Source organism: Rhodococcus sp. Q, assembly GCF_005503035.1.
Taxonomy (GTDB): domain Bacteria; phylum Actinomycetota; class Actinomycetes; order Mycobacteriales; family Mycobacteriaceae; genus Rhodococcus_G.
In genome coordinates, this window is the sequence record NZ_SCOY01000043.1 from 12,603 (window position 1) to 37,725 (window position 25,123).

The 25,123-nt window shown below is 65.7% G+C and carries 15 protein-coding genes; 8 read left to right on the forward strand and 7 right to left on the reverse strand.

The annotated features are described in order from the left end of the window. Nucleotides 1-220 precede the first annotated feature (220 nt). The 4 genes from FFS72_RS24220 to FFS72_RS24235 are packed head-to-tail and all read left to right on the forward strand — an operon-like array spanning nt 221 to nt 10,633. Nucleotides 221-3,631 (forward strand): hypothetical protein, encoded by a 3,411-nt coding sequence (locus tag FFS72_RS24220; RefSeq protein ID WP_137876346.1) that lies wholly within the window; start codon nt 221-223, stop codon nt 3,629-3,631. After that, a complete protein-coding gene (locus FFS72_RS24225; protein WP_137876347.1) occupies nt 3,628-8,565 on the forward strand; it encodes a DEAD/DEAH box helicase family protein in 4,938 nt (1,645 codons plus the stop codon). Before FFS72_RS24220 ends, FFS72_RS24225 begins: the two co-directional genes overlap by 4 nt. A gap of 8 nt (nt 8,566-8,573) precedes the next feature. Beyond that, complete coding sequence (locus tag FFS72_RS24230) at nt 8,574-9,917, forward strand: hypothetical protein (protein ID WP_137876348.1); 1,344 nt, start codon at nt 8,574-8,576, stop codon at nt 9,915-9,917. Further along, nucleotides 9,914-10,633 carry a ScoMcrA-related endonuclease gene (locus tag FFS72_RS24235; protein ID WP_137876349.1) on the forward strand — a complete coding sequence of 240 codons (720 nt, stop codon included), beginning with the start codon at nt 9,914-9,916 and terminating at the stop codon, nt 10,631-10,633. The genes FFS72_RS24230 and FFS72_RS24235 overlap by 4 nt, the downstream gene beginning before the upstream one ends. Here FFS72_RS24235 and FFS72_RS24240 read toward each other — a convergent pair. Then, nucleotides 10,630-11,295 carry a DUF6011 domain-containing protein gene (locus tag FFS72_RS24240; protein ID WP_137876350.1) on the reverse strand — a complete coding sequence of 222 codons (666 nt, stop codon included), beginning with the start codon at nt 11,293-11,295 and terminating at the stop codon, nt 10,630-10,632. The genes FFS72_RS24235 and FFS72_RS24240 overlap by 4 nt on opposite strands. Nucleotides 11,296-11,574: 279 nt before the next feature. On the opposite strand from FFS72_RS24240, the gene FFS72_RS24245 reads away from it, so the two are divergent. Beyond that, complete coding sequence (locus tag FFS72_RS24245; RefSeq protein WP_137876351.1) at nt 11,575-14,712, forward strand: DEAD/DEAH box helicase; 3,138 nt, start codon at nt 11,575-11,577, stop codon at nt 14,710-14,712. A gap of 174 nt (nt 14,713-14,886) precedes the next feature. Here FFS72_RS24245 and FFS72_RS24250 read toward each other — a convergent pair whose 3' ends face one another. From FFS72_RS24250 to FFS72_RS24270, 5 genes are all read right to left on the reverse strand, one after another. After that, the gene (locus FFS72_RS24250; RefSeq protein WP_137876352.1) at nt 14,887-17,838 is read right to left on the reverse strand and encodes a Z1 domain-containing protein; all 2,952 of its coding nucleotides are present in this window, start codon (nt 17,836-17,838) and stop codon (nt 14,887-14,889) included. A gap of 5 nt (nt 17,839-17,843) precedes the next feature. After that, nucleotides 17,844-18,752, reverse strand: a complete 909-nt coding sequence (locus FFS72_RS24255) for a PD-(D/E)XK motif protein (protein ID WP_137876353.1) — start codon at nt 18,750-18,752, stop codon at nt 17,844-17,846. Between the two features lie 88 nt (nt 18,753-18,840). Next, nucleotides 18,841-20,346, reverse strand: a complete 1,506-nt coding sequence (locus tag FFS72_RS24260; protein WP_137876354.1) for an ATP-binding protein — start codon at nt 20,344-20,346, stop codon at nt 18,841-18,843. A gap of 48 nt (nt 20,347-20,394) precedes the next feature. Next, nucleotides 20,395-21,165, reverse strand: a complete 771-nt coding sequence (locus FFS72_RS24265) for an 8-oxoguanine DNA glycosylase OGG fold protein (protein WP_137876355.1) — start codon at nt 21,163-21,165, stop codon at nt 20,395-20,397. Nucleotides 21,166-21,278: 113 nt separating this feature from the next. After that, complete coding sequence (locus tag FFS72_RS24270; RefSeq protein ID WP_137876356.1) at nt 21,279-21,566, reverse strand: hypothetical protein; 288 nt, start codon at nt 21,564-21,566, stop codon at nt 21,279-21,281. A 150-nt stretch (nt 21,567-21,716) separates the two neighbouring features. On the opposite strand from FFS72_RS24270, the gene FFS72_RS26875 reads away from it, so the two are divergent. Both FFS72_RS26875 and FFS72_RS24280 read left to right on the forward strand, forming a co-directional pair. Beyond that, entirely contained in the window at nt 21,717-22,616 is a 900-nt protein-coding gene (locus FFS72_RS26875) for a hypothetical protein (RefSeq protein ID WP_249353503.1), read from the forward strand. Between the two features lie 44 nt (nt 22,617-22,660). Continuing rightward, nucleotides 22,661-23,260 (forward strand): AAA family ATPase, encoded by a 600-nt coding sequence (locus FFS72_RS24280; RefSeq protein WP_249353504.1) that lies wholly within the window; start codon nt 22,661-22,663, stop codon nt 23,258-23,260. Between the two features lie 52 nt (nt 23,261-23,312). On the opposite strand, the gene FFS72_RS24285 is transcribed toward FFS72_RS24280, so the two are convergent. Next, the gene (locus tag FFS72_RS24285; RefSeq protein ID WP_137876357.1) at nt 23,313-24,278 is read right to left on the reverse strand and encodes a zinc-dependent alcohol dehydrogenase family protein; all 966 of its coding nucleotides are present in this window, start codon (nt 24,276-24,278) and stop codon (nt 23,313-23,315) included. Nucleotides 24,279-24,361: 83 nt separating this feature from the next. Between FFS72_RS24285 and FFS72_RS24290 the strand changes: the two genes are divergently transcribed. Beyond that, nucleotides 24,362-25,009, forward strand: coding sequence for a TetR/AcrR family transcriptional regulator (locus FFS72_RS24290; protein ID WP_171018810.1), 648 nt, complete (start codon nt 24,362-24,364; stop codon nt 25,007-25,009). Nucleotides 25,010-25,123 lie beyond the last annotated feature (114 nt).

Below are 25,123 nucleotides of genomic sequence, written 5' to 3' on the forward strand. Positions count from 1 at the left end.
GGGCGCGACATTCAGGTCAGTGGTCGGTGCGGAAATGGTGCGGCCCTCCGGAGTGGTCTACGTGTGCATTGAAACGTTATCGCCTGATCTGGGCGATATGTGAGCAAGGTTCATTGTGCTGCTGATTGTGTCATTCAACCGGATGACAGTTGAGAGTTGAACGGATTTCGTGTCAGTGGCTTGTGGCACAGTCATGGCGCTGACCAGCAGGAGGGGTGACGTGAGTTCGTTCCTGAAAGACCAGGCGGGGGACGAGGAGTTCCGGATCCGCCAGGGCCTCGACAAGGTGGACCTCTTCTTCGAGCTCAATCTCGACGAGGACGAGTTGCGCCGGGCACAGGAACTGTTCGGCCGACTCGTCCATCAGAGTCGCCGAGCCGGAACCCACACCACACTCATCGGGCGGTACCCCGCACTCACACTCGCGGCGCTCGTCGGCCACGCCGGACTCGCCTACGAGCAGGGCCGCTACTGGGAGAGCTTCTGGGACGAGCTCGACCTGGAGCGGGACCAGGATTTCGAGAACGCGCTCCGGCACTCCCTTGTCGATCTGCTGCGCAAGTTCGACCTCCGTGAATTCTCCGAACTGGGCGGACGCAGCTACGTGATGGTGATGGCCATGCACGCGGGCATCCCTGTGCACTGCCTCGGCGATCTCGTCGACCTCATCGAGGAACACGTACAGCACGGCCGCGACGCAACCGGCGCCGCTCTGCTCGAATGGCTTACCGAACCCGGTATGGACTACCGGTTCGGGCAACTCGACGTCCCCGTCCGGAACTTCATCCGACATGGCGGCGATGTGGCCGCCGACATCCTCAACCGGATCTTCGAGTTCCTCGTCTTTACTCTCGAACACCCCGCGGTGTGGAACGACCTCGACCTCGACTCCGCCGCCACGCGACTGCCCACCTTGCTGCTCAACGGGCTGATCGACCGCCTCGAGGAGCGATCATTTCTTTCAGGCGTCGACGTGGCGGTCGCCACCCGCACCGTTCGACGACGCCGCAGTCCCGCCGTCATCTACTCCGTGCAGGACGACGAGGTACTCGTCGGCGTGCCGTACCCCGACGGTTGCGAACATTCGCCGTGGAAGGTGTCGATGGGTGGCACCACCCGCGAGGTGTACGCCGAACGTGGCTGGGGCGTCGAGGACGGCGAGCATCCGCACACCCCCGTCACCGTCACCTCACCCGCCCGGGAAGTGACGATGGTCCACGAGGATTCCGGCACCCACCACCGTGTGGCGGTGTTCGACTCGGCGGATCCACTGCTGTTGTTCACACTCGACGGCAACCTCGTCTCCCGAACGAGCCAGTTGCCGCGCGGACTCGTGCTGGCCCTCCACCCGGGGGACGCCCACGTCGTCGACGCTGTATCGGGGGAACCTCTCGCGTCCGCTGACCACCCGCGGGTTCCCTCCGGATGGACCGGGTGGCGCGCGGACACCCTCGACCTCGCCCGCCACGACGCGATCGTCATCCGACGGCCCGGGAGGGCGGACGGCGTCATCCGCGGCGTCAGATCGATCGGTGCGCCGAAATTCATCCTGCCCGAACCGGTTCCCGGACTGTTCACCACGAACGGCCTGAGCGTGTACGGGGAGCTACCCACAGTCGAGCTGCCGCCCCACATCGGCAGCGAAGCCCAGAACTGGAGTGTCCGCGCGCGTCGCATCGGCGATCGGGACTGGCTCGTCGACGACGTGTGGATGTCCGAGACCGACACCACCTCTGTCGAACCATTCGACGGCGTCACCGATGTGCTGCTCGGTCAGTACGAGATCCTGGTCGGTGGACCGGTGGGTTCGGACCAGCGACTGGCGCTGTTCGTCGCCGACGGGATCGGCCTCGACCACAGCGTGCAGTTCCGCAAGCCCGTCACCGGCGGACTCACCCCGTCCACCACCACCGTCACCACCGAGTACGACCTCGACGTCGACCACGACACACTCGCCTTCGTGCCGACCGATCGTGAACGGGAGATCCGCGTCGGCACCGGAAGCCACGCCTACAAGCTCGTCGTCCGCCCGCCGTACGTCGAGACACGGATCGACGTTGTCGGCACACCGACCCAGTGGCGCTCGACAGCTCAGTCGGTGAGCCCCGCCGACCTCGAGGCGCACGCAGTCGTCGCGGTCCGAGTGCCTGGGAACCCGGCGGTGAGCTTCGTGCTCGTCGACGGCAACGACCGACCGGTTCAGCAGGAAAACCCGGAACATCCCTCGGGCAACGTCTTCCAGCTCTCCACTCGACGATTCGTCGACACCGCCCGCCGTGTGGGCACCTGCAGGCTCGTCGCCGTCGTCCACGACGCCTCCGGCGATGTTCACCGGATCGCCCTCGCCGACGTGCGGCCCGCGCGGCTCTGTGAGAACGTGCACCTCGACGGCGCCGACCTCGTGTTCACCGCCCTCGCCGACATCGACGACCCTGCAGCGTGGGTGTGGACGGCAACCGCGCCGTGGCGGCCCCTCGTCCGCGTGGGAATCACAGGCGGACGAGCAACACTGCCGGACGAGCTGTGCGCTGCAGGAGATCTCGTCGTCCAGGTGTTCGCCGACGATCCGTTCTCCATCATCACCCGGCCCGAGCGACCCGACCGCGACGCGATCCGCGTCGCCCAACCCGGCTGGGTCCGCGATGACGTCGAAGCGCTCGACCACCTCGCCCAGTTCTTGTCCGGGCACACGGTCCAGCCGCCACTCACCCCCGAGGCGACGGCAGGCGCGTGGTCCGCGCTCGCACTACTGAGGTGGGACCGCGACGACGCCGGATCGGAACGCATCCGCGGGGGACTCGTCCGCATCCTCGGGCGCAACCCCCGCTCGGCGCTCGAAGCGCTCGGCGCCAGCGTCATCTCGCAGGATGCGATGATCGCGCTGCTCATCCGCACCCACCTCGTCGACCGCCCCTATTCGGCCGGCTACACGCTCAACGACCTGCACCCGAATCCGTGGATCGGCTGCATGATCGAGATCTCCGACCTCCCATCCCTCCTTGATCGCGGCGCCGAGGTCGAGCACGAGCGGGCCGAGACCCTCGCCTACCTGACGACTCAGGGCGGAACCGAGCTCATCAATCTGCTCCGGTCGGGGAAGATGGTCGACCCGACCTCGGGGGTGCTCAATCACGAGGCACCGATGTTCGATGCGATGGATCCGGAACAGGTGGAGCAGATCTTCGCCCATGCGCGACTCGTGCCGGGAGCCCTCCTCGATCTCGACACCCGGACCAGCGCGATATTCGACGTGTTCAACCGCCGTCACGACTGGACTGCCGACTCGGCGTGCCGCGGGCTCCCCGGCCACGTGAATCGCGCTCTGCGTGAGGTGAAGAGGGTTTCGCCCGCCCTCTACGACCTCGTCGAGGCCCGAAACGAGGTACTCCACGGTGTAGATCCCGTCAAGTATCCGTGGTTGCTGCTGTCGGTGCAGTCCCTCACCCTCGCGGCCGTCGCCCGTCTCGACGCCCGAGGCGAATTCGACCACTCGCCGATGACGGCGGACATGCGCGAGGAATGGGCCACCCTCGCCGAGTACTTCCCGGAGATGGTTGCCGGTGATCTGCTGATCGCCGAGGCACTCGCCGCGCATCTGTCCCACGGAGACCTGATCGGAGAAACCGCATGAGCGACCGCCTCGACCCCCTCGCCGCCGGCACCGGCATCGATGCGAGCTACCGGCGCTACCTCAAGACCCTGCTGGCGCCGCGAGACCCGGAACTGGCCGCCGCATTCGACGCGGCCGTCGACGAGTCTCGGCAGCTGACGAAGGGACCGCTGCTCGAACTGACTCCGCCGTACGCGGCGGGTGCCTCGCTCGGCGACCTGGTCGACGACGGCACCCTGCACCGCGATTTCCGACTCTTCGAGAGCGATGCGCTGCCGATGAGTCGGCCGCTGTACCGGCATCAGGAGGCCGCGATCCGCAAGGTCGTCTCCGGTAGGAACCTGGTGGTCAGCACCGGTACCGGCTCCGGCAAGACCGAGAGCTTCCTGCTGCCGATCCTCAACGCGCTCATCACCGAACGTGCCAACGGCACCCTCGATCCCGGTGTGCGGGCGCTGCTGCTGTACCCGATGAACGCCCTCGCCAACGATCAGCTCGCCCGACTGCGCTCGCTGCTCGCCTGCATGCCCGACATCACTTTCGGCCGATACACCGGGGAGGCGGAGCATACGACGCGGGAGGCGGAATCGGCGTTCCGGGCCGCGAACCCCGGGCAGCAACCGCTACCGAACGAACTGCTCAGCCGCGAAGCGATGCGCGCTACACCGCCGCACCTACTGCTCACCAACTACGCGATGCTCGAATACCTGCTGCTGCGTCCCGCCGACCTCGACCTGTTCGACGGCGAGCACGCGGGCACTTGGCGGTTCATCGCCCTCGACGAGGCCCACGTCTACGACGGCGCGCAGGGCGCCGAAGTGGCGTTGCTGCTGCGGCGCCTGCGGGAACGAGTGGCCCGGGGACGCTCCCTGCAGTGCATCGCCACCTCCGCCTCGTTCACCGGGCGCACCCCCGAATCGCAGGCCCGCGAGGCGACCACGTTCGCGCACAACCTGTTCGACGTCCCCTTCGAGTACGTGGGCGACGACCCGGCCCGCCAGGACCTCGTGACCGCAACCCGGCAGACCCGACGGACCGCACCCACGTGGGAGATGGACGACGAGCAGCTGCTCATGCTCGCCCAGCCCGGCGCGGACATCGCCGCGCCGGCCGCGTATGGAACGGCCGGTGACCCGGCCGATGCGCTGCAGGGTGAGCGCCACGTCGTGGGCCTACAGTCGATCCTTGCCCGCGGACCCGTCGATGTGCACGAGCTCGAAACCCAACTGTGGCCGGACGACCCCGCCGCCGGCCGCAAGCTCGAGGCCCTCGTCGCGCTCGGCTCGAAGGTCAGGGACGAGGCGGGAAACCCCGTGCTGTCGGCGCGATACCACATGTTCGTGCGCGCCACCGAGGGTGCCTATCTGGTGTACACCGATGAGGGGCCGAAGGTCCTGCTCGACCGACACGAAGTGGACCCGGACACCGGCCGGGCGGTGTTCGAGTTCGGCACCTGCCAACGCTGCGGCGCCGTGCACCTGGCCGGAAATCCCGAAACGCGGAAGGGTCGCGAGTACTTCCGGCCGGTCAAGTCGGAGGAGAAGGTCCGCTGGCTGGTCGTCACCGACACCGCCGATGCGGATGTGATCGACGAGGACGAGGCAACTCTCGCGCAGGAACGGGACACCACCACTGAAACCAGCATCCGACACCTGTGCGCAGGCTGCGGTGCGCTCGGTGGCGACACCTGCACCGAACCCGACTGCCCCGGCGGCCCGATTCTGCGGGTCCGCCAGCACGCCGTACGGACCAGCGTGATGAGCAAGTGCACCGAATGCGGTGCCCGCGCCCGTCAGGTGATCCGCCGGCTGCGCACCGACACGAACGCCGCGCCCGCCGTCATCACCACCGCCCTCTACCAACACCTGCCACCCGCCGCAGACGAGACCGTCGAGGAAATCGGTGAGGGCCGGAAGCTGTTGATGTTCTCCGACTCCCGACAGGCTGCCGCGTTCGCCGCCCCGTACCTCGACAAGACCTACGGCCGGATGCTCGAACGCAGGTACCTGGCGCTGGCGCTCGCCGACCCGCGGCACCGGGACGACGAGCTGTCCGCAGACGACCTCGCCGACTACGCGGCCAAGAAGGCCCGGGACGCTTATCACTTCGGGGAATCGGCGACCCGCGGCACCATCCGGAAGACCGTGAACCCGTGGGTGATGGCCGAGCTGACCGCACTCGACCAGCGTCAGTCCCTCGAAGGCCTCGGCCTGATGGAGGTGCGGCTCTCCCGTCCGAGGCGATACGACCTACCGCGCTGCTTCGCCCTGCTCGGCCTCACCGAGGATGAGACCTGGGGCCTTTTCGAGGAGCTGCTCAGGATCGTCCGGATCCAGGGCGCGGTCACCCTCCTCGACGACGTCAACATCCAGGACGAGATCTTCGCGCCGCGCAACGCGACCATCCGGATCCGGTCGATGAATTCGGACGCCTCGAAACGCATCATCAGTTGGGAGCCCGCCGGGCGCCCCGGCACCACCAACAACCGCCTCCTGCTCGTCCGCAAGGTCATCGCAGCGGTGCGCTCGGACCTGCCCGCGGACAAGGTGCTCCAGGCCTGCTGGGCCTTCCTCGTCGAGCACGGCCACCTCCGGCTGGTTGCGGACAAGTTCGCCGGTGACGTCTACCAGGTCGACCACGAGAAGCTGCGCATCCGCTCCGGCGAGAACAGCACGTGGTACCGGTGTTCGGTGTGTCGACGAGTGACCGGCAACAACATTCGTGGCGTCTGCCCGCACAGCAGCTGCGGCGGCACGGTGTCACCTTTCACGATTCCGCCCGCCGGCGAGGACAGTCACCACTACCGGACTATGTACCGAACCATGCGTCCCGCGCCGCTGTCCGCGAAGGAGCACACCGCCCAATGGGCGTCGAAGAAGGCGGCATCCATCCAGAAGGACTTCATCGCCGGCGCTGTGAACGTGCTCTCCTGCTCGACCACCTTCGAGCTCGGCGTCGACGTCGGTGACCTGCAAGCCGTGGTGCTGCGGAACATGCCGCCGAAGACCGCGAACTACGTGCAGCGGGCCGGTCGTGCCGGTAGACGCGCAGCCTCCGCAGCCCTCGTGCTCACCTACGCAAAACGCAGCTCCCACGACCTGTCCAAGTACCAGAATCCGGAATCGATGATCGCCGGCGAGATGCGGATCCCGTGGATTCCCATCGACAACGAACGCATCGCCCGGCGGCACGCACACTCCGTAGCGCTGTCCGCGTACTTCCGGCACCGATACGAGGACGACGACCTGACCTGGAAGCATGCAGGCGAGTTCTTTTCACCCACCGAGGACGGCCAGGACTCGCCGGCGGCGCAGGTCCGGCGGTTCCTCACCCCGGTCCCCGAACGGGTGCTGGCCGCGGTCCGTGAGGTGCTCCCGCCCGGGCTCGCCCCCGTCATCGGCATCGACGACGGAACCTGGGTCGACGACCTGTGCGACCTGCTCGAGACCGCCGAACTGGAGATACGCAACGACATCGACACCTACCTGGGGCTCATCGCCGACGCGGCAGGGGCGAAGAACTACCCGTTCGCGGGGAAGCTGCAGAAGGTTCTGGAGACGATCGAACGTCGGCAACTCATCGGGTACCTGGCGAACAAGAACATCCTGCCCAAGTACGGCTTTCCCGTGGACACCGTCGAGCTGCGCACCGCGCACTGCGACAGCGATGTCGGTGCCACACTGGAACTCGCCCGCGACCTCGGGCAGGCGATCTACGACTACGCACCCGGCAACCAGATCGTCGCAGGCGGCAAACTCTGGACCTCGAGGGGCCTGCACAAACTGCCGAAACGTGAACTCGTCGAACTCAAGTACCGGACCTGCCGCGACTGCGGGCAGGTGCAATGCGCCCGTGAACTCGACGTCGACGAGATGTGCCCCAGCTGCCATCAGCAGTTCGACAAGATTCGCACCTTCGTGGTGCCGGAATTCGGGTTCGTGGCAGACCGAAAGGTCGAGGACGTCAAACCCGAACCACCGCAACGTCGTTGGGGTGGTTTCAGCTTCGTCGAGAATCTCGGCGAGATCAGCGACCCGTTCCCCTGGATTTCCACCGGTGGCGTGGAAGTTCGAGCCCGCGCCGGCACCCGCGCGCGGATGGTGGTGATCTCCGACGGTGGCGGATCGGGCTTCCAGCTGTGCAGCTGGTGTGGGTGGGCGGCGCCCATCACCGGCAAGCCCGGCAAGGCCGCGCATCGCCACCCCACATCCGATCGGCCGTGCGAGGGATACACGCAGATCGTCTCCCTCGGGCACCGGTACGAAACCGACGTCGCAGAGTTCTCGTTCGGGTCGGTGTCCTACGACAAGGACTCGGAGTCGCGGTGGCTGTCGGTGCTGTACGCCATGCTCGAAGGTGCGTCCGAGGCGCTCGAGATCAGCCGCGACGACATCGACGGAACACTGTCGTGGACCGCGGACGGACGGCGCAGCCTCGTCCTGTTCGACACCGTCCCCGCAGGAGCCGGCGCGGCCAAGAAGATCGCGGAGAACCTCGACCGGGTCATCCAGTTCGCGGTCGACCGAGTCACGCGATGCGACTGCGGTATCGAGACGTCCTGCTACGGCTGCCTGCGCTCGTTCCGCAACGAGCGTCACCACGACAAGCTGTCCCGCGACGGGGCGCTGTCGATCTTCGCCGAACTCAAGATCGAGTCGACACCCGAGGTTGTGGACGGGCCCTGGGGTGAATCGCTCGCGTACACAGCGCAATCGGTCGTCGAGCTGCTACTGGAACTGTCGCTGCGCGGCGTCGCCAAGCCCGATCTCGGAACCGACCTCGGGAAGAACTTGTGGCCCGTCGAGGCGGTGTGGCCCGACGTGCGTGTGGTGCTCGTCGACGGGGACGAGCCCGACCGGGACCGCGAACTCGCCGACGAGAACTACACGGTGGTCAACGTCGGTGACACCGACACCGACCGGCTCGTGTCGGTACTGCCGACGAAAGAACCATGATCGTGACCATGCAAAGGGAAGATGACGCCGTGGACAACCAGCAAGATGACAACAACACCGAACTCGCCGAGGTGAGCGCGGAACTCGACACCACAGGTGGGGCGTTGGTCGTCGACGACGACGGCGTCCTCGTCGCGGGCGACCCCGAGTTCGTCAACAGCTACGTACTGCGATTGAAGTCCGTCGCCGCGGACGCCATCAGCGTCGCCGACATCTCCGGCAAGAACGTCGCCGACATCGCCGCGATCGCAGGCAGCGCAGCAGCGATCAAGGCCGGCGCCGGAGAGTTTGTCCGCCTCTCACCTGGCAGCATGGATTTGATCCGAACGCAGCGACTGATTCCCGGCGATCCCGGGTTCTACTACGGTACGGTGCGCAACTCGGCCGGCCACTTCGCCGGCCAGATCCAATGGGCCGAGGCCTCGATGCTGCCGGCGCAGGCATTGGCACTGCAGATGGCGATGATGACAATCTCCCTCCGAACGGCCATCGCATCGGTCGAGGCAGCGGTCGAACGGGTACAGGACACCGTCGACGCGATCCTGACCCTTGCGGAGGCAAGCCAGGCCGGCGACGTTCTGGGAGCCCACGCCAGCGTGAGCCAACTCCTCCGGCATGTCGACGAGTCGGGGAAGCTCGCCGCAGCAGACTGGGATTCCGTCGCTGCGTTGGGTCCGACGCTGCAGATGACGGGGGAGAAGCTGCGTCAGCTGATTCGTCTCACGCTCAAGGATTTCAATCCGAACGACTCCGTGAAGGATCGCGCGGCGTTTCTCGAGAAGACGGTGAAGCAGAATCTGCTCGGTGAGTCACTGCAACTGCTCGTCGTCGCCGAGGACGCCCTCTACAAGTGGCAGATGTTGCGGATCACCCGGATCGAGGCGGCCGAACCGCAACACCTCGACGCCGCGTACCGAATGATGAAGGACCTGCTGCGCGAGCACCTGGAAACCGACGCCGAGCTGCTCACCTCGGCGCGCAACATCCTGCACACCTACGCCGAGATCAGGCCGCTCGAGATCGGACGGTGGAAGTCGGCTTCGAAGATCCGTGAGAACGCCGAGTCGCTGAAGAAGGACCTGGACGCGTTCGCGCACGCTCGCCGCACGAAACTCCTCGAATGGGACGAACACTCGATGCCTGGCATCAAGGACGCGCTCGACGAGATCGGGAGCAGGGCCCGAGCCGTCGGATCGGCGATCGGTGAGGGTGCCTCTGTGCTGAGCGACAAGGCCCGCGAGGCGGGCGCAGCGGGCATCGGCAACGTCGGATCGGGCCTGCTGCGCGTTGCGGAAGCCCTCAGCCCAGCGGAGCATGAGCCGGTCGCCGTCGAGGAGTCGAAGCAACAGTGACCGTCAATCTCGCGTCCATCACCCGGAACTCGGTCCTCAAGGCGATCGGGGAGTTCGACGAACTTGGGCAATCGGAGTTCCTACGCCGACGCGGATACGCCGAGGCACGCAACTTCCGTCTCGTCCACGAGGGCCGTTTCTACGACTCCAAGGCCATCGCCGGCGTCGCCCACGGCTACGCGACCGGGCGGTTCCTGGACGGCTCGGAGTTCTCCGGTGGCCTCGCAACCGTCGCCGACTGCCTGACCGGACTGGGCTTCGTCGTCGACCACGGCGGGAAGCACGCGCGAGGCGGACTGCTGTGGGACCTCGAAACCACCACGGTGTTCAAGCGCGGCGCCCGCAGCGCCGCCTACAAGTATGTGGTGTTGCTGTGGGCGGTCAACGAATCGTCCACCCGGCCAGGGCCTGTCCCGTTCTCCGAAGCGCGTGGCGAACTCACCGGCCTGCTCGCACCGTTCGCCGTCGCCGACTCCGCGCCCCACTCCGCGGACCCGTGGGTCGCGCTGCGCAGCAGCGGGTGGTGGACGATTGCGTGGCCGAGTGGCACCGACGAGTCGGCGCTCGGCCACGCACAGTTGCGACGTCTCGCCATCGCCGACGACGTCGCGGCCGGGCTCAACTCCGCGGTCCTCGACAGTCTCCGGGAACCGGCGTGGCGTGCGGAAGCCGTCGCCGTCCTAACCCGCAAGATCGGAGAATGCCTGCGCGGCTAGATCCCGGCCCAATGGATCGAAAGCATCGACAGGAGGAGGAGAAAGGCCGACGACGCTGCACCAGTGTAGAAAAGGCGCATTCCGATGCGGCGCTGCGCGTTACGTGCGATCCCTACAGGGCTTGCCATCTCGGCCTCCCACTCGGCTGTCAGGAGGGCGTGCTCGGCGAGCGCAGACTTGTGCTGGGCATCGAGTTTCGTCTGCTCCGCATCTCGATCGGCCTCGGCAGCGGACTTCAGTTTCAGCCAGTCGATGTACTCGGGATTGGGTTTCGTGGCGTACTTCGGTCCGTGCTTCTTGATGCAGGTCGTGCCGACCCGTGCGCGCTGGCTCTCCGGACTGGTCAGTGGACGACCACAGATCACGCAATAGCTGGACAGCAGCGGCAGTACCTGGTCGGGGCAACGGGGAAGCCGAGCAAGACGTGCCTTCCCGGGGTGGGGTTCTCGTGGCCGGCGTGGATTTCTATGGCGGTACCACAGGACTGCTCCACGGAGCATGACCGCGATCGCAACCGCAATAATGAGCAGAATCAGCAGAAGAAATTCCGGATTCAACACCGTTCCTGCGAGGGCCACGCAAAGGCCCACGGCATTGAACGCCAATGTGGTGGAGCTGCGCCCGAAGAGTTCGGTGTTGCGGGGTTTAGTTGATGTCGACACGACGTTGCACTCCTGATCAGCCGGCGTGCGAGCCGCCGGTCCTATCTTCAGCCAACGCAGAGGGGACGGGCCCGACAGGCCCGTGTCCAATACGGCGGCATGGAGATGGTCGCAGGTCGACGCGAGGGCGGCTTCCCGGGGTTCTCGTTCAGAGAGACGGTGTCATTCGATTGACTGACGCCGGGATTCGGTACCGAGGTGGCAGCGACGTGCCGTCGATGTCGGTGCCACACCGTACTGTCGTCGAGTCAACGGCAGCGAGCGATCAGTGGGGGAGTGGTGGGCGCGGAATCGACGGCGAAGGCCGATATCGTGGCGTTCTGGCGGGCGATCGAGTTGTTCAGCCCGCAAACAGTGCCGAGGATTGATCGGTTCGACACGCTGTCGCCGGTCGAGGACGTCACGGATCCGCGGGTGAGGCTGCCCTGGGAACCCGGCCACGACCAGCAGAAGCGTCCGATTCGGTTGGGATTCGAACGCCGACACGTCGTCTACGTCGGTGTGTACCGCATCGACGAGGTGTGGGTCGCAGTCGACGACATCCTCGACCCGGGTACCGAGAACTTCGATCCCCGGCCGTCCGGAGACTGTGCTCTCGCCGCGATCGTGGTGGACGACCGTGGCCGCTATATCCGTGACACCGCGATCGTGTCGGGGCTCGCCTGGGCCGCCGGGCGCACCCGCGCCCCGGGCCCCGCAAGTTCGGCGTGGCTGGCCGGATTCGATGGTGCCCGAGACCAATTCGCCGACCTCGTCGACGAGGTCCAGACCGTCGACTGGGAAGTGGGTGAGCCCGCACCTCTCGACGCGCGAGCCCTGGACACGATTCGGGCGCGCGCCGAGACGATGCTCGCAGTGACCGGGCTGTTCCGGTGCACCGACATCCGCGTCCGCACCGTCGACGTCCGCGACGGGGACGGTGGCGGCACCGACTTCCTCAACAGCTTCATCGCCGCCGACCTCGACCTCGTCCGCGCGCACGTCGCGGCGGGCGACCTCGGTTGCGGGCTCGCGCGATACCTGACCGAGGACGCCGACATCGACGCCACCGCCCGCGTCGACGTCCACATGAACCCCGCCGCCTCCCTCGACGGCTGTCGGCCCGACGCGACACCCCTGGGCCGCTGGCCCAGCAACCCCGACCACCCCTTGGCACTCGGCCAGCAGTTCGCCGTCAACGCGATCACCCGCGAACTCGGGTCCCGCGCAGGGATCTTCGCCGTCAACGGACCACCCGGCACCGGGAAATCGACCCTGCTGCGCGACCTCGTCGCCGGCATCGTCGTCGAACGAGCCAACCGCCTCGCCGACCTCACCCGCCCCGAAGCCGCCTTCACCGGCACCCCACACCGGTGGAAGAACGGGGACTACACCCGCGTCGTCCAACGGTGGGACACCGCCTTCCACGGGTTCGAGATCGTCGTCGCCTCGTCCAACAACGGTGCCGTCGAGAACATCAGCCACGAGATGCCCGACGCCACTGCCATCGACGGCACCCACTTCGAGGTCGACTACTTCGGCGACATCGCCACCGCACTCCTCCCCGACACCACCGACACGGCATGGGCGTTGACCGCGGCCCGGCTCGGACGCAAGGACTACCGCACCCAGTTCGTCAACACCCTGTGGTTCGACGAGAAGCCCCCACGCGGAGTCAAGGCCGACGGACGCAGCATGCGCCGCGGAATCCAATCGATCCTCAAGGAATTTGAAACCGCCACACCCGCACGACCGTGGTGGGATGCCGTCGCCGACTACCGCGCCGCCAAGGCACGCGTCGAGGGCCTGGTCGCCGAACGCCAGCGCGCCCACGACACCCTCACCGAGCACCACTCGCAGCGTCGCCGACTCGCAGAACTCGACACACAGCTCACCGACGCAACGGATCAACTCACCCGGGCCCGGGGCACCGAACTCGCGGCACGTTCGGCCGTGGAACGCGCCGAACAGGGTCGCGTCAATGTCACCGAAGAAATCGCACGGCACAACGAGATCCGCCCGCACTGGTGGCGGCTCGTCACCGCGAGCGCCCGAGTCGAACGCGGCCGCTGGCGTACCCGCCGCACGCAACTCGACGAGGCCCTCGCCCGTTGGGAGGCGTCCCACCGGCAGGCGTGGGACGCCCACCAGGAATCCCAACATTCCCTCGCCGCAGCGGAGGACGCGCACGAGCCGCTCGCCCGCGAGCATCACGCGGTGACGGCCCGCGTCGACGAACTCGGCGCCGCCGTCGCCCGGTGCCGCGACAGGTGGGGCAGTGCCGTCCCCGGCGACGACTGGCACACCGACCCGCACCGCGACCTCGCTGCACCGTGGTCCGACGCGGAGATCGCCGAGGCCCGCTCCCGACTGTTCCTCGCCGCCCTCGCACTCCACCGTGAATTCCTCACGCACGTCCCGAAGCAGATGCGGCAGAGCCTCCACGGCGCCACCGACGTCGTTTCCGGTTCCGCGCCCAACACTCTCGGCGAGGACACCGTCGCGGACGCCTGGCGTGCCCTGTTCTTCCTGGTGCCACTCGTCTCCACGACCTTCGCGTCCTTCGACCGCGTCTTCCACGGGATGGGAGCAGAAGGCCTGGGATGGCTGCTCATCGACGAAGCGGGGCAGGCGACACCCCAGAACCCGGTCGGTGCGATCTGGCGGGCCCGCCGCACCGTCGTCGTCGGTGATCCACTCCAACTCGAACCCGTTGTCACCCTGCCCTTCCGGGCACAACAGGCGGTGCGCCGGACATTCGGGGTGTCCGAGAGGTGGCTACCGCAACCGGAATCGGCGCAGTCCATCGCGGACCGCCTCAACCGCTGGGGCACCACGCTCTCGGACGGGGAGAAGCCGATCTGGGTGGGTGCGCCCCTGCGTGTGCACCGGCGGTGCGCCGAACCGATGTTCTCCATCGTCAACGCCATCGCCTACGACGGCACCATGATCCACGGCGGCAACCCGGACCCGGACGGGCCGCTCCCGATGTCGATGTGGCTGGACGTCACCGGCCCCTCGTCCGGCCACTACGTGCGCGCCGAGCACGACCTTCTCCTGCAGCACCTCGATGCGCTGCGCGACGTCGAGCAGGACATGAGCGAGGTCATCGTCGTCACCCCGTTCCGGCAGGTCGCGAACCGCCTCGCCGGCCTTGGGAACCGGTACCCAGGCCTCACCGCCGGAACCGTCCACAAATCGCAGGGCAAGGAAGCCGACATCGTCTTCTTCGTCCTCGGCGGAGACCCCGCCAAGGACGGTGCCAAACGCTGGGCCGCAGCGAAACCCAATCTCGCCAACGTTGCCATCAGTCGCGCCAAGAAGCGCCTCTACGTCATCGGCGACCGCGAATCCTGGTCACGGCACCCGCGTTTCGACGTCCTCGCCGCCGAACTTGTCCGGCACGAAGAGGAGGTGCGGCCGCAGTTCGATTGGTGACGAGAAGCAGCGCGGCGGACCGGACAGCTGTGTCACCTGGCGGGCGGATCTGGAGTACGTGAAGGCAGGGGCCGCGGCGTGTTCCCAGTGGACTCATCCACCGGAGACACGTAACTCGCATCGATCCCCGTCAAGGCTGTATTCGGCCGGTGGCCTCGACGGCGTCGAGACGAATCAGGCGCTTGGATCGTCGACAACGACGTCGTCAGGCTTCGCCGGGTTGAGCACAGTCCACTGGATGACCTTACTTCGCGATACCGACTCTGCAGGTACTGCAATTGAAATCAAGCCGACGAGATCCGCACGTTCGATCCGCGACTCAGCGTCATCGGGCTCGCGGTCGGGGACGATCGAGACCAGGACGACACCTCTGGTTGAGGACTTCCCGATCGGAGCGACACGTTCCCCGAGCGCGATTGGGTATGCCGCTGCGCGGTGCTTGCGGTCCGAACCCACGAAGTCGATTCGGCCGGTACGCCGCTTTCGTTTGATGACGGGGACTTCTCCGCCGAGTTCGGGGATGTCATACAAGCGCCCACCCGAGTTCGGCCATGCCCAGACAATTGCCCAGTCGGTGATCTTCCCCTCGCGGGTTGCCTTTTCGATGAAGCCGCGGAAGGCGGTGACGCTGGCGCAGTACGTGGGGTACCAATACAACTCGTTGAACAGCTCGAGGAAGTCTTCGGCGCTGATGACGCCGACTCGAGCGCGCTGCTGAAGCCCTGACCTGCCGTCGAGCGCGTATGGCAACTTGACGTCTTCTGTCGCATGGCTTAGGAGTGGGATCACGACATTGTCGAAGTTCTCGCGGTTTTCGTCGCTGCCTCGATCCGGCAGCCCGTACAGGTCCTGTACATCAGTAGGGGCCTTGTTGGCGATGACGGCGTTCCACATCTTGTTGCGTGCCGTCGGTTTCAGCCATGGAAGGTGTTGACTGACCAAGGGCGGAATCTGCCGTGGCTCCAGCACGGGAGCGCCATTCTCGTCGAAGCCCTCATACTGGCGAAGTTCAGAACGGAAAGCCTCTTCATCCATGAGCAGAGCCTCGAAAGCTTCGTAGAGGTCTGTGGTTGTGTCTCTGCGGATGTAGAGCCGCACCAGGTCCTCGTATCCGGGCCGGAAGCCGAACCATCGGCCTGCTTGCATGAGTGTGTCAGCCTGGCCGGCCTTGCGGCGGAAGTATGAGATCGTCAGGCCCTCGACGGTGAACCCGCGGCTGAGCTGGGTACCTCCAACAAGGATGCGCCAGACTTTGTCCGCTTCGAAGTCCAGCTTCTTTTGCTGGTCCTGGACCTCTTTGTCGGAGTTGACAATCAGTACAGGGTCGCCATCGATCGTGATCTCCGCCAAGGCGGTGCCGATGAAGGGTTTGAGCTCATCGAAGGTTCGGGGGATCGGAGAACCGCCTGCCCGTGCCTTCATAACGGGGAGAAAGTCCGCTGTGTAGAGTTCCTGCAGGCGAGCGAATCCCTCTGCGGAGTTGAACTTGGCCTTGCTCCATTGCGCGCGGACGTCGGCAGCGGTATCGGCATGGTCGCCCCTCTTGACCGACTCGTGCACCAGCATTGTGTGGTGGCGGAAGGTGTGATCCGACTTGGTCTCGCGGTACTTCTTGATTGCACCGGACAGCACCCAGGCATCGAGCGCCTGTTGGATCTCCGAGATTCTTCCGTCGGGATCGGTGTCTTTATCGCCGCGTAGCGCTCTCACGTGGGCCAGCTCGTTGGAGTTGGCGACCGACTTTTCCTCGTCGTCCCAACGCTTTCCGACGTCGTGGAACTTTTGAACGCCCATGTATCCCGGTGGCGGACGCAGCGAGAGGACAAAGTCAGCGGGAAAGAGGTCCCGTTCGTCGTCGGGGTCGACGAACACATTGGCGAAGGGGGTCGCGGTGTATCCGACGTACTGTGCTCGCGGGCAGAGTTCGAGGATCTCCGTGATCAGCCGGTTGATCACGGTCCGCTTGCGGTTTTCTGCCGAGTTCTTTTTCCACTTCGAGGGGTTCGTCGTATCTACGGATGCCTGGTCGGACTCGTCGTCGATAATCAGAACCGGTAGTTCAGCCAGGTCTTTCTTCAGCGGTTTCAGGTCCTGAATCAGCTTCTTGAGGGGTGCGCTGTTCTTCTTGATGACTGCGACGTATGCGCCGGAGTGGAAGAGGTTCTCCTCGTCATTGAGAGGCTTTCGCTTGTTCTTCCGGGCGAACTTCAGCTTCGTCATTGCCTGCGGCAGTCGTTTGTAGTCGCTCCGATGGCTCGTGACTCGTGCGATCTCAACGACACCGGGCTGTTCAAGTGAAACGCCGTGTTTGACGAATCGTTCAGCCGTCCAGTCGCTGTCTTGTTGGTAGTCCAACTCTCTGGCGACTGTTGGATCGGCGGGATCCTGGCCGGCGAGAATGTTCTCGACGCCCATGAGCTCCATGTCCATGCGTCTCTGCGTCTGCGCGCGCAGGATCTCGATGGTCCCGGTGAGGACGATGACCAGCCGGTAACCGGCGTCGATCGCCTTGGCAGCGACACCTGTGAAGTTTGCGGTCTTCCCGCTCTGCACGTACCCAACGACGAGTCCCTTGGTCTGCTTGGCCTCTGCTCGAGTCGGTCGACTCAGGCGCTCCACCACCTCGGTTGTGCTTTCGTCGAGTGCGGAGATCGACGATGCGGGCCACTTCTTGACCTCTCGGAGGTACTTCTCGTAGTCGTCCCAGTAGAGGTTGGTGCGTAGCTTCTGTTCGTCGGCGTACCAGGGCTCAAATGTCTTCGAGATGACAATGGCGGGAATCTCGAACACTTCGACGCGTTGAGCGAAGGCCGCCGCCGTCGCCTCAGACAGGTGCAGTCCCGCAAGAACTGCCGTGCGACGTTCAATGGTCCGCATACCCGTGGGCCACCCGCTCGAGTCGAGGTAGTCGTCCTGGCTGTCCCACTTGGCCAGTGCCATTCGTGCTTGCGTCAGTGCAGGGTCGTTCTCGTCAGCGTCCCGTACGAAGGCCGCCAACTCCTCATCCGTGACTGCAGTGCCAGACATGGCGGACAGCAGAGGTAATAGTGGTGTCGGCGCCTGGTTCTTCAGCGCGATGAAGACGTTCGTGAGTGCGTCAGCCCATGTAGGGCGACTTTGCGTCATGTGAGTCACCTGTCATTCGGCTGCACGAACCCTCCAAGGGGATCGGGAAGCGAGTCGTATTCGAGGTCAGTGAGATCAACCTTGTAGGAGACCTCCGACAAAAGTCCGAAGTTGGGCACTACAGGTCGCACGAGATCGGGGGTCATCGCAGGGAAGTTGCCAGTCACTGCGTACGCACGCGGTTGTGAGCGAAACGTCCATGGCGTGGAATAGAGGTCCGCATCGTCCTGATGCCAGCCGAGGCGTTCGAGCAGGGAGTCGACAGTGACCTGATGACCGAAGGTGATCTTGCGTAGGTTCGCGATGGTCTGCGGCAACGTCCGCCCACCTTCCGGGGAGGTGCGAGTCAATTGAATTGACAGAAGGCTCAGAGGGACACCGCGGAGCGGCACGAGTTGTTCGAGGCCATGGAGGAGGTGCTTACGGCGCTCGCCACTGGTGGTTTTCACCTCGATGTGTACCGAGTCGAAGGTGAAATCGTGCTCCTCAGAGATGGGGCCTTGCCAAGAAGTGACAGCGGGCCCGGCTCCGATCGTATGGATGAGGAACTCAAGAAACAGCAGCTCCCCAAGAAGGCCGACTTCCTTCTCCGTTGTGAGTGTGCTGCGACTGGCAAAGACGTTGCGGTGTCGGTTGACAGCAACAGACACCGCTGCAGCGAGTGGCAATCTCGACAGCTGGAGTTCGTCGGCAATCGTTGCGAGTAGACCATAGGAACCAAGCAGGCTGTCTTCGACGCGAACAGTGATCTCAGCGAGGCTGCCGGAATCAGCCGAGATCACGCGGCAAGTAACGTTCTTCAGCTTGACGACGTCGGGTTCCGGACTCTCGTACGCTGTCACAAGCGAGAGGTGACCGTTCATTGGGTCGAGTTTGAGGCTACAGGCCGGCTCCCCTTTGATGGGCAGCGCCATGGGGAATCCGTTGTTCCACAGAGTAGTGACCGTGGAGAAGGTGAGATGTCGCGCATCATCCCCCGGTGAAGTCGACATCGTCTGCTCCCTACTTGCTTCTCATCTGCGATTCGGCGACTACGGCCGCGCCGAGGATGCACTTCCACAGTGCGATCTCATCCTTGTCCCGGACTCCCAAATGGTGCCCCTCGAACAGATGGTGGGTCAGCAAGAACATTAGAGCCTTGACGACCGGTGCATCGTTGAGACTCCCACCATCGGGTGCGAAAAGTGCGCGGTAGCGATTGTTGAGCAGCAAGGTATTGCGCTGGACGTCGATGTCGAAGAACTCGCCTTCGGGCATGCGCGCCCATTTGAGACTGACTGAGTCGCCGTCTATGTAAGGGAGCTCGATGCCGATCTGCTTGCGGACAGCCGGAGCCAGGCCCTTGTCCGGTCGGATCACAGGTTTGCGGTAACGCTTTCGCTTGTTCGCGGTGGCGTAGGTCGTCTCGGCATCTTGAAGGTACGTGCGGAACGTTGTGCCGTCACTGGACTCGGCCCTGTTGATGGCGTCGTGAAATACCGGCTCGAACTTCAGCCCGCTCTTCTCCGGATTCATCGCGAGGAAGGTGCCAATCGCTCCGCTGTCCTCCAATTCCACCCGCGCAAGCTGACGTGCCGGGCCGGGCGTAGCTGTTTCGGACCAGCCGCCGACCTGAAGAAGCCGATCGTTTCGGAAGATGTAGAAGCCCTGAAACTGCTCACCCGATTTAGCTCCAATGCGGAAGCCTGTGACATCCGATTTTGCCGGCCAGATGTGGCACCTCAACTTGACTTGTGTGTCACCGGCCTTGGCGATCAGATCTTTGGGATAGCCAGGGTGACCAGAAATAGCGTAAGCGAACGGATCAATTGGCATCACGGGTACACCATGGGCTCCCAAGCCCGCGCCCAGCTCGTCGACGAGTATGTCGATTCTGAGTCTTTCATCGGCGATGAGTCGGTGAAAGGTGATTCCAAGGTGGGCGCGGAGAACATCGTTACGGGTTGCCAGCCAAGTACGCGCCTCACCTGCATCGTGGCCACGGTAGGCGTTGCGGACCTCGGTCCAGACAACGGTCGTGCCCCGGGTTGTCCCGAGAACTGCGTCGCGGTCGGACTCGTGTTCGATGGCGGCGGCGGTGGCGAGGATCTCGCAGGTGAAGTCCTTGGAGAAATCGGCCTTGCGGATTCGTCGCCCTACCGAAGTCGCTCCGCTCATTGTCGACCAGACCGTGAGGACATTGCCGTGACCGAACGACGCAGCCTTCAGACCCATGCCGAAGTGGCCGAGATCGCCATCGCCGTAGTCCCGCTGGTGGCCGATTGTCATGGCATTGTTGATAGCTCTGGCATCCATGCCCTTGCCGTCATCCATGATTTCGACCTGCGTAAGTCGGTCATCTCGGGTCATGAGTCGGACCGAAACGCGTGTAGCGCCGGCGTCGATACTGTTGTCGACAATGTCGGCAATCGCGGACTCGAGTGTATGGTTTGCGCCCAGGCTGTTGACCAATCCTGCATCCGGAGCAAGCCTGATTACCTCGACAACGTCATCGGTGCTACTGCTCATCGCTCCCATGTCCTTCTGCTCGTCGGTTCGTCAGAAGCTGCCGCTGCCTCAGAACAGCGTCGGCTCGGCCAGCGACCCGCTGCGCGCTTCCTGAACCCGCGCGTTCCACCGTTCCACCAGCCAACGCTCGACGAGTTCCGGCGTGGTCCCAGCCGATTCACTCCAGTGCAGGAGGACTTCGAGGTACCGGTCGTAGCGGCGGCGCGTGAAGCCGCTGACCGCCGGATCCTCCAACCAGCCCAGGTGGATGAGGGTGGAGACGCCATGCTGATCCAGCAGTTGCGCCCTGATGCCAGCGGCCTTGACGCCGAGGGCCCACAGGAACACTGTCGTCAGGGGAATTCCGACGTTCGGAAGGCCTGGCCAGCCGGTGCCCGACGTGTAGTCGAAGTCGGGGAGCCGCTTGTCGCGGACGAGCTGGTCGATGGCGGCCTTGACCGCGGTATGCCGGTGCACGTTCGGCGCCCCGAAACGGTTCGACACGTCCGGGAATCGACGCGCCGCGCGCCGCTTCGGATGGGCGCTGCGCCACGCCGCGCACAGGAACAGCAGCCCGAGGCCCCTGTGCTCGGCCTCGACCAGATCGCTGTCCAGTTGCAAGTCGTTGCGCAGCACCGTCGCCCGGCCACCGCTGACGACGCGGCCGTCCATGTCCCGGCCCTTCAGCCGAACTTCGAGCTCGTCGCTCTCGAGGTGGTCATTCCACCAGTCCAGGTCGACGAGCACGCCGTCGTCGAGGACGTGGATGTCGTACGTCCTGTTCGTGCACCACAGGACGCAGTCCTTGGGTGGTTCGAAACCCTCGTCGAACGGATGCATCCGCCCATGATGGCAGCGCGCACCCACGACGCCGCGGAGGCGCGGCGAACGGGCCGACGGCCGCGACGAACCCGGTGCTCGCTTGCCTGCTCGGCGGAGCGCGCGGCGACTGGCTAGAAGAACGCGGCGGCGCCGGCTGCGGTGGCGGCGTAGTCGGCGGCGAGCGTTGCCACGTGGTCGGCAGCCTCACGGGTGGTGGCGATCACCTCGGCCCACGCGGAGAGCCGTTGGTCCCACAGCGACAGCCATGCCGCCACTGCGGGGCCCGACCAACCATCGGCGATGGCCGTCGTCTCGGAATTGATGCTGTCGACTGCGTATTGCAGTGCGTCTGCCGCGAGAACCGGATTCTGGGCTTCGCTGGTGAGGAGTTCTGGTCCCGCAGAGAGAGTTTGGATCATGTAGCCACACTGCGCCCGGGTGCGTCCCACGCAGCGGACCGGTCGAGGCTGTCGGTGCCATGCGGGATACTCTGTGCCGGGCTTACGGTCCGGGGGACGCAATTCACAGGGGGAGATGTGCAGGATCAACGGAATTGGCGCGCGCATGGGATGTCGACGGCGACGCGGTGGCGGCGGGGACTGTGTGCGCTGTCCATTGCCGCACTGGCGGCAGGATGTTCGACGCCGGCGGATTCCGGCGCCACCACCGACGTGTCGTCTGCGTCGACGCCCCAGCCCCAGACGGTTGCCTCGTCGACGCCACCGGCCTCCGAGTCCGGCGGCTCGAACGCGGTGCAGAACGCGAATGCCGACGAGTACTACCTCGGATACGGCAAGCACGCCTTCCGGCTCGAGTCCGGCACGGCGGGATGCTGGTTCAACCCGAACAATCACGATGACCCGCAGCCGCATCTGTCGTGCAACGTGCGGGATCTGGTCTCCGACCGTCCGGTGCGAAATCAGTTCACCGGGCGCGATGAAACGGCGAACGATGTCGTGCTCGACGCCGCGGGAGTGCGGCGCGACATCGACATGGCCGGCGGGCAGTTGGCAGGGCCCACGCTTCATCCCGGGGCGACGCTGTCGGTCGGACCGCTCGCGTGCACCGCGACGTCGGCGACCTCACTGTCGTGTTCGGGTCCGACCGGATCGTTCGACTTCGACGGTGACGCGGCGTCCGTCAGGATCGCCGGCGAAGACACCACCGGCGCGACCACCACCGCCGTGCCCGCCGGGCCCGGTCAGGTCTGCGGCGAGGTGCAGACCCGGTCGGGGCCGCGTCCGGTGGCGGTGCTGACGGGGCAGGTCGACTGTGAGACCGCCCTTCGTATTGCGAACACCTATGTCAACGACGTGTCGGTGGTGAAACAGGGGCAGGGGCAGTTCGCCCAGGTCGACGGCTGGTTGTGCATGTGGGCGTATGTGGAAGGTCGCTCCCATCGGGACTCGTATCTGCGGTGCGATGACGACCCTGTAGCCGCGCAGGCCTCGTTCCGAATCGGAAACTGAACCGACAGGACAGGAAGGCGTCGAGGGCGACGTATCCTCCGGGAATGAGGCCCTCACCGCACATGCAGCGACGGATCGGGGTCTCCGGTCCGCACGGAACCGGCAAGACCACGCTGGTCGAAGAACTGTGCGCCCGGCTGGACGGCCACACCCCGATCGACGAGCCATACCTGCTCCTCGAGGACGAGGGGTACGAGTGCGAGTTTCCGCCGTCCGTCGCCGATTACCGCGCGCAACTGCACAGGTCGCTGCGCTCGCTACGCGCCTCGGGGGCCGGCGTCGTGTTCGACCGGACCCCGCTGGACTTCCTCGCCTACCTCACCGCCTGTGGCGTCGACGCGGAGGACGCGGTCGACGTGGACCTGGTCAGGTCGGCGATGGCCACGATCGATTTGCTGGTCGTGGTGCCGAACACCGAGCACACGGATCGGCTGCTGCCACGGGCCGACTTTCCCGAACTCGGGGCGGCCGTGAACGACGCACTTCTGGAACTGGTGTACGACGATCCGCTGCACCTGTGCGAGGGCCTGCCCGTGCTCGAGTTGTCCGGGCCTGTTGACCGACGGGTCGAGACCGTGCTCGCCGCACTCCGACCCGACGTGGGCGCTCGATCTCCGAGCTCCGGCCGGACGGACCTGTCGTAATCCCACTGCGCGCGTGTTGTTCTCGCGGCCCGAAGGGTGCGACCGCGCTCGGTCAGTTCGGGGTGAGGACGATCCGGCCGAACACAGTGCCGTCGTCCATCTGACGGTGCGCCTCGGCGGCCTTCTCCAGCGGGAGGACCTGGTGCACAACCGCGTGTAGGTCCCCTCGGGCCGTGGCGGCGAACTGCTCGGCCCGCACGCGGTCCCGCTCCGCGACAGGGACGCTGTCGAGGCTGAACACGGAGAACGAGGGGGACCGCTGAAACGAGCTCATCAGCCTGGTGCCGAAGTCCGCGGGCGGTGGACCTGCGACGAGTCCGACGAGGACCAGTCTGCCGTTGGGTGCGAGCCGGTCGATGAAGATGGGGAGGTCGTCGCCGGCGACGATGTCGATGATGACGTCGAAGGACTCCGGGGCGGACGGGTCGCCGGCGCCGGAGCGGTCGAGGACGTGGGTCGCGCCGAGGTCGAGGAGTCGTCGCCCGCGCTCGGGTGAAGAGGTGGTGACGGCGATGACGCCGGCGCCGCCGCGAGCGGCGAGTTCGACGGTGGCGATGCCGATGCTGCCCGCCGCGCCGCGAACGAGTACCGACTCGCCGGGTGCGAAGCGAGCGTGTGCCAACGCGAAATGGGCGACGGTGGCGGAACTTCCGGCGGTGACCGCGTCGATCGACGTCAGGTCGTCGGGCAGTTCGACGATGTCGTCGACCCGGGCGACGGCGTGCTCGACGTACCCGCCGCCGGTGCCCGTGAACGCCCACACCCGGCGCTCGATCCAGGAGGCGTCGACGCCGTCGCCGACCGCAGTCACGACGCCGGCGACTTCGCTGCCGGGGATCATGCCCTCGGTGAACCCGTAGCCCACGAGCGTGCCGCGGCGGATGACGGCGTCCACACCGCCGACGCCGATCGCCTCGGTGCGCAGGACGACCTGTCCGGGCCCGGCTGTCGGTGCCGGGATGTCGATCACCTCCATGCCGTCGGGATCTCCGAATCGCCTGATCGCTATCGCTCGCATGGGTGGCTCCATTTCTGTTGTGCCGGTAAGGTTCTCTCGCGAACGTAGTGGACGGTCCCGTCCGCTTAGGAGAAGTGAGAGCCATGGCCGACCAACTGCCTCACATGCTGCGGGCCGACGCCCAGGACAACCGCGACCGGGTGATGGATGCCGCGAAGGCGCTGTTCTCCGAGCACGGGCCGGCGGTCACGATGCGGGAGATCGCGCGCCACGCCGGTGTCGGGCCCGCGACCCTGTATCGCCGGTTCCCGACCAAGCAGGTCCTCGTCGAGGAGGCGTTCGCGCAGGAACTGCGGGCCTGCCGGGACATCGTCGACGACGGCGCCGCGGACCCGGACCCATGGCGGGGTTTCTGCGCGGTGATCGAACGGACCGTCGTCCTCAACGTCCGCAACCATGGTTTCGTCGAGGCGTTCATGTCCGAGGATCGGGAGGCCGGCGGCTTCGCCGTGCACCGCGCGACGTTGTTCCGGAAGGTCGCCGCGTTGGCCCGGCGGGCTCAGGCGTCGGGGGATCTGCGCAGGGACTTCGTCCTCGACGACGTCGTGCTCGTACTGGTCGCCGCCCGCGGCCTGGCGTCGCTGCCGCTCGACAGTCGGCCGGCGGCGGCTCGCCGGTACGCCGCGCTCGCGATCGACGGTTTCCGGGCATCGACTGCGCACGGGACGCTCCCGCGCGCCCCGAAACTCGGTGCTGCGGTCACGACGGGACGGGCGAAGAAACCGTCCTAGTTGTACCCGGCCAGGACGTTGGTAGCAGGCGTGTCGGCTTGATGCGAAGAGAACCTCCGAGTGGGGTGTGGCTTGTCTAAGGCCCACATCCGCTCGGAGGTTCTCGTGTCACAC